Here is a 12,505-nt window from a genome sequence, read left to right as displayed (position 1 = left end):
CCCGCCCCGGTCAGACCCGGAGCCGCGTCAGGCGGGGGTTAGGACGGCTTCCTTCAGGAGGCGGCGGGTCAGGACCAGGCGGTCGGCGTCGTCGTCCAGGCCGGGCAGGTCGCCGACCCGGGTGACCTCGCCGGCCAGCAGCGCGCGCAGCGCCGCCTCGCAGGCGCCGGGCAGGGTGAGTGTGCGGTCGACCAGGCGCAGCGCGACGCGACCGTCGCGGGTCGGGGTGAGCTGCCAGCGCAGGCCGTCCCGGACCGCGACCCGGCTGTCCGGGCTCAGCCGGGCCAGCGCCTCGGCCTGGGCGAGCGGCCGGATCGGCGCCGGGCGGGCGGCCGGCCACACCCGGTCCCGCAGCCGCGCGGCCACCGCCGCCGGGTCGGCCCGCAGCAGCCAGTCGCGCAGCGCCTCGACGGTCTCGGTGAGTTCCGGCTCGATCGCGTCGGCGTCGGCCAGGTCGAGGCCGAACGGCAGGCCGGCGCGCAGCCGGGCGTCCTCGGCGGCCAGCGCCAGCAGCTCCTCGACCATGGCGTAGCGGGTCAGCGCCCGGATCCCCACGGTCAGGTGCAGCGAGCTGGACTCCTGCGCCTGGGCGCTGTGCAGCCAGCCACGCGGCAGGTAGAGCGCGTCGCCCGGTTCGAGCACCACGTCCAGCGCGGGCCGGCCGTCGGCGGTGGCGGCGACCTCGTCGGCCCGGCCGCCCCAGGGCTGGCGCTCCAGCGGGTCGGTGAGCACCGGCGGGTGGACACGCCAGTGCTTGCGGCCGTCGACCTGGAGCACGAACACGTCGTGGGTGTCGTAGTGGGTGGCGAACCCCTGGCTGCCCGCCGGGGTCAGGTAGGCGTTCACCTGCAACGGCTGGGCCAGCGCGGCGCCCAGGTCGCGGGCGAAGTCGACGAGCGCCGGCCAGGTGCGGTGCAAACCCTGGAGCACGAGCGTGGCGCCGTCGGCGTAGAGCGCCAGCACCTGGTCGTCGCGCACCTGGTCGCCGATCTCGGCGCCGGCGCCACCGCCGCCGGTGTACCGCGCCGCCGGCACGAGCTGCCCGTCCCTGGCCACCCGCAGGAACGGGGTACGCAGGCCGCGGCGGCTGAGCAACTCGTCGGCGTCGGCGGGGCTGAGCAGGTCGGCGAAGCCGTCCGGGTTGGGCAGGTCGGCGGCCCGGGACAGCAGTGGGCCGCGGCCCCAGTGGTCGGCGACGAACTTGGCCGGCTCGACGGCCACGCAGCGGGCCAGCGCCGCGGCGGCGAGAGACGGACCCGCCGGATGGCCGTGGCCACCCGGCGGGTCGACGTGCGTCATGGTCATCGCTCAGGCGCTGCCGTCGGCGCCGCCGTCGTGCTGGCCGGGGGTCGCGCCGCCGTCGGCCGGCCCCTCCGCGCCGCCGTCGGCGCCGCCGTCGTGCTGACCCGGGGTCGCGCCGCCGTCGGCCGGCCCCTCCGCGCCGCCGTCCGCGCCACCGTCGTGCTGACCCGGCGTCGCGCCGCCGTCGGCCGGACCCTCCGCGCCGCCGTCCGCGCCACCGTCGTGCTGACCCGGCGTCGCGCCACCGTCGGCCGGACCCTCCAGCCCGCCGCCGCCGCTGGTCTGGATGTCGTCGTCGTTCAAAGCCATGGGTGCTCCCTCGGTGTGCCGCCCCGCGTGTTTCCCGGGGACCGTGTGCAGCGGGTGGTACCCCACACTCGATCTTCTCTAACACACCGTAGACGTCCGGACCGGCACGCGCGGACGGTTCGCGCCGGCACGGCGGGCGGACCCGGTCGGTGCCAGGATGACGGGAAGGACACGCGAGGAGGTACGCACGTGGGGCAGCCCGAACCGCTCACGCCGCTGGCCGAGGACTGGCAGCGGGCCCTGGCCGTGGTGGCCCACCCGGACGACCTGGAGTGCGGCGTGCGGTACGGCGCCGCGTTCGAGGTGTTCCGGATCGACCTGGCCTAGGTGTCCGCATGGTCCTGGTCGGCACGTCGGGTTGGCAGTACGCGGACTGGCGGGGGCGGTTCTACCCGGCCGGTGTGCCCCAGCGGCGTTGGCTGGAGCACTTCGCCGAGCGGTTCGCCACGGTGGAGGTGAACAACGCGTTCTACCGGCTGCCGGAGCGGGACACGTTCGTCGCCTGGCGCGAGCGGACGCCGGGCGACTTCTGCGTGGCGGTGAAGATGAGCCGCTACCTGACCCACGTGAAGCGGCTGCGCGATCCGGCCGAGCCGGTGGCCCGTTTCCTCGACCGGGCGTCCGGGCTCGGCGACCGGCTGGGGCCGGTGCTGGTGCAGCTCCCGCCGACGCTGCGGGCCGACCCGGAGGCGCTGGCCGCCGTGCTGCGCCGGTTTCCCGCCGACGTGCGGGTGGCGGTGGAGCCGCGGCACCCGTCCTGGTGGACCGACGACACCCGGCGGGTGCTGGAGCGTCACCGGGCGGCGCTGGTCTGGGCCGACCGGCGCAGCCGGCCGATCACCCCGCTGTGGCGCACCACCGACTTCGGCTACCTGCGGCTGCACGAGGGCCGGGCACGGCCGTGGCCCCGTTACGGACGGGCCGCGCTGGCCGGCTGGGTGGGCCGGCTCGCCGCCGCGTTCGGCGACGGCGAGCCGGCGTACGTCTACTTCAACAACGACCCGGGCGGCGCGGCGATCGTCGACGCGGTCGCGTTCGCCGGGCTGGCCCGGCGGGCCGGGCTGTCGGTCTCCCGGACGCCACCGGCCGGTCAGGGGATGAGCTGACCGAGGTCGCGCGGCAGGTTCGACTTCACGTCCTGCCACTCGCCCTGCGTGACGTGCCGGCGCAGCGTGTCCAGCACGACCTGCACCACCCGTCGCGGGCCGCCGTCGGTGTCGTACGGGAAGCCCTGGCGGACCTCGTACAGAAAGTCGTCACGGTTGAGCTTGATCGGCACGTTCTCCGGCTGCCAGCCGTCGAAGTAGATGCCCCGCAGCAGCACCGGCAACTGCTGGGCGAACTCGGCGCTCTCCCCCACCGGCATCCGGTCGCGCAGCAGGTGCAGCACCGTGCGCAGCGCGGCGTAGGACTGGTTGCGGCGATCCGCCGGCCAGCCGTACGCCGACTCGATCTCCTTGAGGATCACGTTCGTCTTGTCCAGCGAGGACTCGAACGCGGACATCAACTGCTCAGCCATCCGGCTCACCCCCGGGCGTCGGTTTCCCAGCGTCGGTCGTCGGCGCGTCGCGGCGGCCCGCTCGGCCCCCGCCAGAGCCGGGTCGGGCTGAAGCGGCCGGGCCGCCCGGCACGCCCGCGCGGCACACCGGTGTCGCCGACCACGTGCAGGACGCCGCCGCGGCGTCGATCCGCCACCACCCGTACCGTCATGACCCACCTCCTCGTCGCCGCACGCGGTCCGGCGGGCCGCGCGCACCGCCCATGCTGCGCGGCGGCCGGGTGAGCCGGCCTCACCCGGTGCGGGTGAAGCGCCCTCAGTCCGCCAGCAGGTCGATGAGGGTGGCGGCGTTGCGCTGGGCGTGGTCGCGGTAGCAGTTGTTCATCAGCACGTGCGTCCGCTCGGCCTGCCCGGACAGTTCACGCAGCTTCGGCGCCCAGTCGCGCAGCTCCCGGTCGGAGTAGTCGTAGCCGAACTTCTCGTGGATGTCCTTGCTCGTCCACTTGTCGCTGTGCCCGTGGAACCGGACCACCGCGAGGTCCGCGGTGGCGGCCAGCACCGGCGGTACGGACGACCGGTGGCCCTGCGGCATGTCCACGCAGACGAGCGGCAGTTCGTGCCCGCGCAGGAACTCCAGCGTCTCGTCGGCGTTGTCGCCGTCGAACCAGGAGGCGTTCCGGAACTCGAAGACCGGGCGCAGCGGGGCGCACCGCCGTGCCACCTCGAGCAGGTACTGCTTGTTGTCCCGCCGGAGGGTGAACCAGGGTGGGAACTGGAACAGCAGCGCGCCCAGCTTGCCGGCGGAGACCAGCGGGTCGAGGGCGGACAGGAACCGGGTCCAGACCTCCTCGTACGCCTGCGCCGGCAGGTCACCCGGGTAGACGGTGCGCTTCTCCGTGGCCGGACGCAGGTCCTTGTAGAGCGCGGAGACCCGGGTGGGGTGGCCGGTCAGCAGGCTGAACGCCTTGACGTTGAAGGTGAAGCCGGGTGGCGTGCGGTCCGCCCACAGCCGGGCGGTCCGCTCGGCCGGCGGCGAATAGTAGGTGGCGTCCACCTCGACCAGCGGGAACCGCCGGGCGTAGTAGGACAGCCGGCGTTCCGGGGTGTCGGCGTCCGCCGGATACCAGCCGGAGTCGAGCAGGGTCCGGTCGGTCCACGACGCGGTGCCCACCTCGATCTGACCCATGGGACCGACCGCGACCGGCGCGCGCTCAGGCCGCCCGCCGCTCCCGGGTCTGCTTGCACGCCACGCAGGAGGTGGCGGACGGGAAGATCTCCAGCCGCTCCACCGGGATGGGCGCGGCGCAGCCCTCGCAGTAGCCGTACGTGCCCTCGTCGAGGCGGGTCAGCGCGCGCTCGAACTGTGCGCGCCGCTCCAGGATGGTGCGCAGCAGGGACTGCGCGGTGTCCCGCTCGGCGGTCTTGGTGCCGCTGTCGGCCTGGTCGTCACCGGCGGTGTCGCCGACCTCGACCAGGCGCAGCACCTGGCTCTGCGCGACGGCGTGGTCGTATTCCGCGGTCAGTTCGTCGTACCGGGACCGCAGGGACTGCCGGATCTGGTCGACCTCCGCCTGGGAGCGGCCCGTGGCTGTCGTGTCGTGGACGAGCATCGCTGCCTGCCTTTCCTGCGGTCTCATACCGGTCTTCCGGAGCGACGAGCGCCGGAGGAACCGGTTCGGGACGTTATGGGCGGGCGCGCTCACCCGTGCCCTGTGAGCCGGGCGAATACCCCTGCCCCCGGCGAGCCAAACCAGAGATTTCCTGGCACTTTCCGGTGAGTTCGTGCCCGGGTGCGCCGGTCGGGTCAGCCGGCCTCCACGATGGCCGGGTGGCGGGGGTCGTCGGCGCGGACCACCACGTCGGCGAAGGAGTCCGGGGCGACCTCGTCGGCGTAGCGGGCGAAGGCCGGCAGGGTCCAGCGCCACGCCGGGTCGGTGCGCCGGGCCAGCGCCGCCGGGGAGAGCACAAGGTGCACGGCGACGTCGAACGGCAGCGTGCCGCCGAGCAGCAACGCGCCGCTGACCAGGACCACGCCGCCGGCCGGCAGCCGCCGGTAGGTGGCCCGGCTGGCCCGGTCGGCGTCGGCGTCCCAGAGCGAGGGCAGCAGCCGGCCGCTGCCGGCCGGGCCGGCCGGGTCGAGCACCTCGCGGCGCAGGCCCGGCTCGTCGAGCCAGCCCTCGTAGTACGCGTCCGGGTTGGTGCGTCCCTGTTCCAGGCGTACCGAGGCGGGGCGGAGGAAGTCGGCGGCCCGGACGTGCAGCACCGGCCGTCCGGCGGCGCGCAGCGGGTCGACGAGGGCGGCGGCGAGGGCGTCCGGTTCGGCGGCCGGCGGCCCGTCGACGGCCACCCGCAGCCGCCCGGGTGTCTCGGCGGAGGTGAGACGCGCGACCAGTTCGGCGACGAGGCGGTCGGGGCTGATCGGACGGACACGCATCCGTCCATCCTGCCCGGCCGGCCGCGCCCACCCGGAAGGACTGCGCGTCCGGGCGGTCGGGGCTCCGTCCGGCGAGCGGGCTCCCGCGGGGGTGGCGTGCGGGTCAGCCGGTGCGGTCGATGGTCACCCGGGCGTCGTCGGCGAGCCGGTAGCCCACCCCGTAGACGGTGGTGACGAGCGGCACGTCCACGCCGACCTTGCCGCGCAGCCGGCGCACGTGCACGTCGACGGTGCGGACGCCGGCGTGCTCGTACCCCCAGACGGCGTTGAGCAGTTGAAGTCGGGTGAAGACGCGGCGCGGGTGGGCGACCAGGTGCAGCAGCAGGTCGAACTCCAGGCGGGTCAGCGGCAACGGCTCGCCGTCGCGCAGCACCGACCGGGAGGAGGCCAGGATGTGCAGGGTCGTCATCGTCGAGGCGAGTGGGCGCGAGGGGGCCCGGCCGGTCGGCACCTCGGGGCGGCGTTCCGCCGCGACGGTGCCCGTGCTGATCACCGCGTCGCCGCGTTCGAGCAGCTCACGAGCGGCGTCGAGGAGCCGGCGGGCGGCCGGGGTGAGCGACTCCTCGCAGGCCAGCGGAATGTTCAGGGTCACCGTGAGCACGGGCGTGGCGGTGTTGGCGGGGCGACGCTGACCGCCGGGCGGACGACCGGGGACCGCGGGTTGGGACGTATGCCATCCGGCGCGCGGCGAGGCGGGGCTGACCGACATGGTCCTCCTTGGCTGGTCCGGGTATCTCCCCGCGGCCCGGGACACCGCTTCATCGATGCTTCCCGGCCCTCGCGTGGGGGTCAAGGGGCCACTGCGTTGCATGAATGTGACAATTGACGAACACACCGGAGCGGAGTGCTCGCTCTGCGTACGAGGCCCGTTGATTACAGCAGAGCGACGAAACACGGTGTTACGGGGGGTCCCCGACCGGTTCACAATGGCCGGTAGGGCCCGGAACGTGAACGCGGCGCACCCGGAGGTTCGGGTGCGCCGCGTGTCGGCCGGCGGCGGCTCAGGCGTCGCGGTCCACCTCGATCGGGGCGTCGTCGGCGAGCCGGTAGCCGACGCCGTACACGGTGGTCACCAGCGGCGCGTCCGGGCCGAACTTCGCCCGCAGCCGGCGGACGTGGACGTCCACCGTGCGCGCCACCGCGTGCTCGTAGCCCCACACGTTGGCGAGGAGTTGCCGCCGGGTGAACACCCGGCGTGGATGTTCGGCGAGGAAGAGCAGCAGGTCGTACTCGATCCGGGTGAGGGCGACCTCGACGCCGCCGTGCCGGACCCGCCGGGTGCCGGTGAGGATGCGCAGGCCGCCGGACACGGCCGGCGTCGCCGGTCGCGGCTCGGCCGGCGCCTCCCGGGGCTCGGCCGGCGGGGCCGCGACGCGACGCAGGTCGAGCACGGCCCGGGCGGCGCGGTGCTCGTCGGGGACCAGGTTCTCGCCGGCCGCGGCGAGTTCGTCCAGCAGCTCGACCAGCCGGGCCAGGCCGGGCGTCGGCGGGCCGGCGCCCAGGTCGAGGGTGACGGTCAGGGTCGGTCCGCTACGCGGCCGGGGCGGCAGGGCCCGGTCGGTACGGCCCGGTCGGGCCGGACGGGTGGTGCGGGCGACGACGGACATGGGTGCCTCCTGTGCGGGCGGTCGCCCCGCCCCGCCGGGTGCGGCGGGACGGTCAGCGGAGCGCCCGGCCGGCGGTGACCGGGGGCGCGGTGGACGGGGATCGCGGCGGGGTGGGACCGAGGGTGGGCAGGCCGGCGATGCGCCAGGCGGCGAAGCCACCCACCACGTCGGTGGCGCGGCCCAGGCCGATGTCCTGCAACGCGGCGGCGGCCAGCGACGAGGTGTAGCCCTCCTGGCAGAGGACGACCACCGGCACGTCGTAGTCGACCGCCTGCGGCAGCCGGGCCGGGCAGCGCGGGTCGAACCGCCACTCCAGGACGTTGCGTTCGACGCTGAGCGCGCCGGGCACGGTGCCGTGCGCGGCCCGCTGGCCGACCGGGCGGATGTCGACGAGCAACGCACCGCCCCGGTGGGCCAGGTGCGCCCGCTCCGGGTCGAGGCGACGCAGCCGGGCGCGGGCGGCGGTGAGCAGGTCGTCGATGCCCCGGGAGCCGGGCGGGGGGACCGGACAGCTCTCGGCGAGGGCGGGGTTCAGCGCCATGGCGGCGTCCTTCCGTTCGGCGGGATCGGGATCGGGGTGGCCGACCGGCTCACCACGCGACGCCGGCCTCGGCCACCTCGGCGACCCGGAGCCGCCCGGCGTCGAGGCGGTAGCGGGTCATCCGGCGCAGCGCGGGCCGGTAGACGTGCACGCTGACCGCGGGCCGGTCGGCGCGGTTGGTGACCTGGTGCACGTGGCGGGCGCCGAAGCACCGGCCGGCGCCGGCGGCGAGCCGGTGCGGACGCAGCCGGCTGCCGCTCACCGTCTCCTCGGTGAGCACGCCGGCGACGACCAGGAAGGCGCCGGACGAGCCGCCGTGGTCGTGCAGGTCGGTCCCCTGCCCCGGCAACCAGCTCAGCGCCCACACCTCGTGCTCTCCGTCGGCGTGCAGCCGCGCGTACCACCGCTCGGACCGGTCGAAGCGCAGCGGCACCGGCCAGTCGGTCGGGTCGGCCCAGTGGGCGGCGACGGTGCGCAGGTCGGTCGGGTCGGTGCGGGTCATCGGCGGGACGTCCTCACGGTGCGGATCGGCGCGTGCCCCCGTACTTTAGACGGCATACCCTATAGGTTTAGTAGGTAATACCAGATGCTGGGATGACCTAGGCTGGGCGGATGCCCGACGACCTGGACGGCGAGACGATCGCCTTCGCGCACCGGATGTTCGACCTCGCCCGCAGCGGGGCCACCGAGGAACTGGCCGCCAACGTGGACGGCGGGCTGCCGGTCAACCTCACCAACGCCAAGGGCGACACGCTGCTGATCCTGGCCGCGTACCACAGCCACCCGGAGACCGTCTCGGCGTTGCTCGCCCGCGGCGCCGACCCGGCCCGGGTCAACGACCGGGGGCAGACCGCGCTCGCGGCGGCCGTGTTCCGGCAGAACGCGGCGGCGGTCCGGGCGCTGCTCGACGCCGGCGCCGACCCGGACCACGGTGGCCCCTCCGCGGTCGAGACCGCCCGGTTCTTCGCGCTGCCCGAGATGCTGACGCTGCTCGGCCGGGACTGACCTGCGGTATACAGGGCCGGTGGAGCAACCCGTACCCGAGCAGATGCGCAGCGCGGCCACCGCCCTGCTGGCGGCGCTCGACGAGCCGGCCCGCCGGCGCGCCCGGCACGACTTCGACGACGAGCCGGCCCGGCGGTGGCTGGAGTACCGGCCCCGCCCCCGGCCCGGCGTTCCGGTCGCCGACCTCGACGTCACCGCCCGCAAGGCCGCCCACCGGCTGCTCGCCACCGCGCTGAGCCCGCCCGCGTACGCCCAGGCGATGGCCGTGGTGGCGCTGGAGGAGGTGCTCGACCGCGCCGAGGGCTGGCGGCGCGGCCGGCACAGCGGCGACTACTGGGTGGCGGTCTTCGGCGACCCGGCGCGCGACGACCGCTGGGCCTGGCGGTTCGAGGGACACCACCTGTCGGTGAGCATCACCGTGGCCGACGACCAGGTCTCCCCCGCCCCGATCTTCCTCGGCGCGAACCCCGCCACCGTCCGGCACGCCGGCCGCCCGGTCTCCCGGCCGCTCGGCCCGGAGGAGGACCTGGCCCGCGAGCTGCTGGACGCGCTCGGCCCGGCCGGACGGGCCGCCGCGCTGATCGCCGAGGAGGCGCCGGACGACATCATCAGCGCCACCCGGGCCACCGCGCCCGGGCGACTCGACCCGCTCGGCGTACCGCGGGGGCGGCTCGGGCCGACCGGCCGCGCGCTGCTCGACCGCCTCGTCGCGCTCTACCTGGACCGGCTCCCGACCGACCTGGCGGCCCGGGAGGCGGCCCGGCTCGACGGCGGCGAGCTGCACTTCGCCTGGGCCGGCCCGGTCGAGCCGGGCCGGCGGCACTACTACCGGGTGCAGGGCGACGACCTGCTGATCGAATACGACAACACCACCGACGACGGCAACCACGCGCACACCGTGCTGCGCCGCCCGGCCGGCGACTTCGGCGGCGACGTGCTGGCCGCGCACCACGCCGCCGCGCACCGCCCGGTCACCGGCGACGCGCCTCGATGAGGAGCCGCCGGGCGTGGGCGACGAACGGCCCCTCGGCCCGGATCCGCTCGTCCAGCCGGCGCAGCGCCGGGCGGTGCCGCTCGACGGTGAAGCCGGGCACGGTCCAGACCACCTTGCGCAGGAACCAGACCACCGCGCCGATGTCGTGGAAGACGGTACGCAGCGTGGCCGTGCGCAGGTCCACCACGGTCAGCCCGGCGGCCTCGGCGTCGGCCACCGCGCGCTCCGGGTGCCGGTGCGCCGGAGGCGGCAGCGGCCCGAGAATCGCCTCGCTGAGCTCCCGCACGGTGCCCGGGCCGATCTGCTGGGACAGGTAACTGCCGCCGGGGCGCAGCACCCGGGCCACCTCGTCCCACCAGGTGTCCACCGGGTGCCGGCTGACCACCAGGTCGAACACGGCGTCCCGGAACGGCAGCGGCGGCCGGTCGGCCACCCGCACCACGGACGCGCCGACGCGGCGCAGGTTACGCCGGGCCACCGGCACGTTCGGCGGCCACGCCTCGGTGGCGACCAGCAGCGGCGGTGGCGCGGGCGCCTCGGCCAACACCTCACCGCCGCCGGTGTCGATGTCCAGCGCGGCCCGGGCGGCGGCCAGCCGGGCGCCGACCAGTCGCGCGTAACCCCACGGCGGGCGCTCCTCGGTGGCGCGACCGGCCAGCCAGGAGAAGCCCCAACCTTCGACCGGCGCGGTCGCGGCCTCGGCGACCAGCTCGTCGAACCCCCGCCCGATCGTCATGGACGCAGCCTGCCGCCGGCGCCGACGACTGGCAACGCCTTTACCCGGCCGCGGCGGGCAGCCAGACCGAGCCTCTGTCGGCCTGAGCAGGCATACGTGTCGGTCGGCCGAGTTGGCTGTCGCTCGCGCTCGCGGCGCTCTCGGCGCTTCGGCGCTGGCAAGCGCGATACCACCGACGACTCAGCTCGAAAGGTGTTCGCAGGGCACCTCGGGCGCCGTTGTCACGGCCACGACTACGGACACGGGCACCGGATGAATCGTTGGGATGTCGCCACCAAGGCCCGAAGGCTCCCGGAACGTGGAAGATTACTTCCGAAGACTGGGAAAGCGGGCGTGATCGACTCCATCTCGCCGAAACGGCGGGGTCGCGCGCACTCCGATACCGCCACCTCGGCGAAATGGAGTCGATCTCAAGACCCTGGATGCCGCCTGTTCGCCCGGGTGGGTTTGATCAAGAGGCAGAACGCCGCGAGCCGCCGACCCGGGGGCATCCGGCGGATCGAACCGCGGGAACGGACGGCCCGTAGCGAGCAGTCCGCGAAGCACGGACGGACCGCGAAGCACGGACGGACCGCGGCGAGCGGGCTGTGGAGGGTCGGTCAGAACGGCCGGGGACGGGAGATCTCGACGGTCGCGCCGGGGATCTCGGCGAGCGCCTCCAGCCCGGTCGGCTCGGCGGCGTGGCTCCGGTCGGACCGCTGCATCAAGCGGGCGCCGAGCGCCACCCCGACCGCGCCCACGACCAGCGCCACCAGCTCGGTGACGAGCTGGCCGGTGGTCGCGCCCCGCTGCGGCGCCTGCGCCCGCACCAGGCAGGTCAGCAGGAACAGCCCGGCCATCACCGCGTTCACCACGTTGAACGTGAGCGCGGTCCGGTCGGCCCGGCCGGCGCGTACGTCCCAGAGGTCGACCATACCGGCGACCGTGGTGAGCGCGGCGGCGACAAGCGCGGCGACCGCCGTCCAGTAGCCCACCTCGCCGAGGAACGCCGGCCCGCCGACGACGTCGGCGAGGTCGAACACGGCGGCGCTGACGAAGAGCCCGAACGGGAACGTCACAAGCATCGGTTGGATCGGATGCCCCTGCACCCGAAGTCGGCTCTCCATCGCGTCCTCCCCACCTCGGCGCAGATCACCAGTCCAGGGTGCTACCCGACGCCCCGTGGAGCGAAACGACTGTCGCTCAGTTGTCCCGGGGACGGGAGACGGTGCGCACGAGCCGCTCCGCCACCTCGCGCAGCGGAATGTCCAACGAGGAGGCGGCGCTGCGCAGCACGTCCAGGGCCTCCGGCGCGGGGCAGCCCCGCTGCGTCATGATCACGCCGACCGCCTGCCCGAGCACGCCCTCGACAAGCAACGCGCCGTCGAGCTGACCGGCCCGGGCGGCCACCCGTTCCCGGTCGCGGACCGCGGCCAGCAGCAGCCCGGCGTGCTCGGCCAGCAGCATCGCGGTGAGCTGGTGGCTCGGCGTGAGCGCGCCGGGCGACTCCGCGTACAGGTTGATCGCGCCGATGACCTGGTCGTCCACGTCGACCGGCGCGGAGACCACGCCGTGCACGCCGAGCGCCCGGGCGCGCGCGCACCAGGCCGGCCAGCGCGTCTCCGTCGCCAACGCGCCCGCGATGGTCATCTCCCGGCGGCGGATGGCGCTCAGGGCCGGCGTGTCCGGGCCGTGCCGCAGGTCGTCCAGCTCGGCCCGGTGGGCGTCGGAGGCGGCCACCCCGGCGGGTTCACCGGCGCGCAACGCGGTGAAGCCGCAGCAGTCCACCCCGGGCACGGCGGCCCGGGCGATCCGGACCAGCCGGTCCAGCGCCTCGTCGAACCCGGTCACGGCGATCAGGCCGGCGGTCAGCTCGCGCAGCAGCGCGGCGGTCTCCAGCACGCCCAGGTCCTCGGTCATCGGATGACAGGTGTCGAGGTTCACCGCGTCGCGGCCCCCACCGCCCGCGCGGTGTCCCTGTCCGGCGTCGTCGCCTGTGCCATGTCCGCCCTCTCTCTGGCCGAGCCTCGGCCTACTACCCTCCCAGACCGCCGGCGAAACCGCGCAAAAAGGCCCCTTCCGGCCGGATCGGCGGAAGGG

The 12,505-nt window shown here is 75.2% G+C and carries 18 protein-coding genes; 4 read left to right on the top strand and 14 right to left on the bottom strand.

Translation table 11 applies throughout. From position 1 onward, the window contains the following. Nucleotides 1-27: 27 nt before the first annotated feature. Both O7619_RS17410 and O7619_RS17405 read right to left on the bottom strand, forming a co-directional pair. Nucleotides 28-1,299: a cupin domain-containing protein gene (locus O7619_RS17410; RefSeq protein WP_282288856.1), complete on the bottom strand. Its 1,272-nt coding sequence runs from the start codon at nt 1,297-1,299 to the stop codon at nt 28-30. Nucleotides 1,300-1,308: 9 nt separating this feature from the next. Continuing rightward, nucleotides 1,309-1,611, bottom strand: a complete 303-nt coding sequence (locus tag O7619_RS17405; RefSeq protein WP_091575306.1) for a hypothetical protein — start codon at nt 1,609-1,611, stop codon at nt 1,309-1,311. A gap of 189 nt (nt 1,612-1,800) precedes the next feature. On the opposite strand from O7619_RS17405, the gene O7619_RS17400 reads away from it, so the two are divergent. Both O7619_RS17400 and O7619_RS17395 read left to right on the top strand, forming a co-directional pair. Then, the gene (locus O7619_RS17400; RefSeq protein ID WP_282282005.1) at nt 1,801-1,938 is read left to right on the top strand and encodes a hypothetical protein; all 138 of its coding nucleotides are present in this window, start codon (nt 1,801-1,803) and stop codon (nt 1,936-1,938) included. An 8-nt stretch (nt 1,939-1,946) separates the two neighbouring features. Further along, nucleotides 1,947-2,717 carry a DUF72 domain-containing protein gene (locus O7619_RS17395; protein WP_282282004.1) on the top strand — a complete coding sequence of 257 codons (771 nt, stop codon included), beginning with the start codon at nt 1,947-1,949 and terminating at the stop codon, nt 2,715-2,717. Here the strand turns inward: O7619_RS17395 and O7619_RS17390 are convergent. The 9 genes from O7619_RS17390 to O7619_RS17350 form a co-directional block, all read right to left on the bottom strand. Next, nucleotides 2,702-3,130, bottom strand: coding sequence for a DUF2267 domain-containing protein (locus tag O7619_RS17390; protein ID WP_281589858.1), 429 nt, complete (start codon nt 3,128-3,130; stop codon nt 2,702-2,704). The genes O7619_RS17395 and O7619_RS17390 overlap by 16 nt on opposite strands. A 5-nt stretch (nt 3,131-3,135) precedes the next feature. After that, nucleotides 3,136-3,321: a hypothetical protein gene (locus tag O7619_RS17385; RefSeq protein WP_281589860.1), complete on the bottom strand. Its 186-nt coding sequence runs from the start codon at nt 3,319-3,321 to the stop codon at nt 3,136-3,138. A gap of 104 nt (nt 3,322-3,425) precedes the next feature. Then, nucleotides 3,426-4,295, bottom strand: a complete 870-nt coding sequence (locus O7619_RS17380) for a DUF72 domain-containing protein (protein WP_282282003.1) — start codon at nt 4,293-4,295, stop codon at nt 3,426-3,428. Nucleotides 4,296-4,320: 25 nt separating this feature from the next. Continuing rightward, nucleotides 4,321-4,719: a TraR/DksA C4-type zinc finger protein gene (locus O7619_RS17375; RefSeq protein WP_282282002.1), complete on the bottom strand. Its 399-nt coding sequence runs from the start codon at nt 4,717-4,719 to the stop codon at nt 4,321-4,323. A 194-nt stretch (nt 4,720-4,913) separates the two neighbouring features. Further along, complete coding sequence (locus O7619_RS17370; protein WP_282282001.1) at nt 4,914-5,543, bottom strand: uridine kinase; 630 nt, start codon at nt 5,541-5,543, stop codon at nt 4,914-4,916. Nucleotides 5,544-5,646: 103 nt separating this feature from the next. After that, complete coding sequence (locus O7619_RS17365; RefSeq protein WP_282282000.1) at nt 5,647-6,252, bottom strand: winged helix-turn-helix domain-containing protein; 606 nt, start codon at nt 6,250-6,252, stop codon at nt 5,647-5,649. A gap of 292 nt (nt 6,253-6,544) precedes the next feature. Continuing rightward, nucleotides 6,545-7,150, bottom strand: a complete 606-nt coding sequence (locus tag O7619_RS17360) for a winged helix-turn-helix domain-containing protein (protein WP_282281998.1) — start codon at nt 7,148-7,150, stop codon at nt 6,545-6,547. Between the two features lie 52 nt (nt 7,151-7,202). Beyond that, nucleotides 7,203-7,691 carry a rhodanese-like domain-containing protein gene (locus O7619_RS17355; protein ID WP_282281997.1) on the bottom strand — a complete coding sequence of 163 codons (489 nt, stop codon included), beginning with the start codon at nt 7,689-7,691 and terminating at the stop codon, nt 7,203-7,205. A 49-nt stretch (nt 7,692-7,740) separates the two neighbouring features. Beyond that, nucleotides 7,741-8,193, bottom strand: a complete 453-nt coding sequence (locus O7619_RS17350) for a cysteine dioxygenase family protein (RefSeq protein ID WP_282281996.1) — start codon at nt 8,191-8,193, stop codon at nt 7,741-7,743. A gap of 110 nt (nt 8,194-8,303) precedes the next feature. Between O7619_RS17350 and O7619_RS17345 the strand changes: the two genes are divergently transcribed. Further along, complete coding sequence (locus O7619_RS17345; protein ID WP_282281995.1) at nt 8,304-8,696, top strand: ankyrin repeat domain-containing protein; 393 nt, start codon at nt 8,304-8,306, stop codon at nt 8,694-8,696. A 19-nt stretch (nt 8,697-8,715) separates the two neighbouring features. After that, nucleotides 8,716-9,690 carry a DUF3500 domain-containing protein gene (locus O7619_RS17340; RefSeq protein WP_282281994.1) on the top strand — a complete coding sequence of 325 codons (975 nt, stop codon included), beginning with the start codon at nt 8,716-8,718 and terminating at the stop codon, nt 9,688-9,690. Here the strand turns inward: O7619_RS17340 and O7619_RS17335 are convergent. The 3 genes from O7619_RS17335 to O7619_RS17325 form a co-directional block, all read right to left on the bottom strand. Then, nucleotides 9,668-10,426 (bottom strand): class I SAM-dependent methyltransferase, encoded by a 759-nt coding sequence (locus O7619_RS17335; RefSeq protein ID WP_282281993.1) that lies wholly within the window; start codon nt 10,424-10,426, stop codon nt 9,668-9,670. The two genes, O7619_RS17340 and O7619_RS17335, sit on opposite strands and share 23 nt — an antisense overlap. A gap of 599 nt (nt 10,427-11,025) precedes the next feature. Beyond that, the gene (locus O7619_RS17330; RefSeq protein ID WP_281589879.1) at nt 11,026-11,532 is read right to left on the bottom strand and encodes a DUF2231 domain-containing protein; all 507 of its coding nucleotides are present in this window, start codon (nt 11,530-11,532) and stop codon (nt 11,026-11,028) included. Nucleotides 11,533-11,608: 76 nt separating this feature from the next. Further along, nucleotides 11,609-12,349: a GAF and ANTAR domain-containing protein gene (locus tag O7619_RS17325; protein WP_282281992.1), complete on the bottom strand. Its 741-nt coding sequence runs from the start codon at nt 12,347-12,349 to the stop codon at nt 11,609-11,611. Between the last annotated feature and the right edge of the window lie 156 nt (nt 12,350-12,505).

It is taken from the genome of Micromonospora sp. WMMD998, assembly GCF_029581235.1.
GTDB lineage: Bacteria > Actinomycetota > Actinomycetes > Mycobacteriales > Micromonosporaceae > Micromonospora.
The sequence above is the reverse complement of the archived record's forward strand: the minus strand, read 5'-3'. Positions and strand labels throughout refer to the sequence as shown.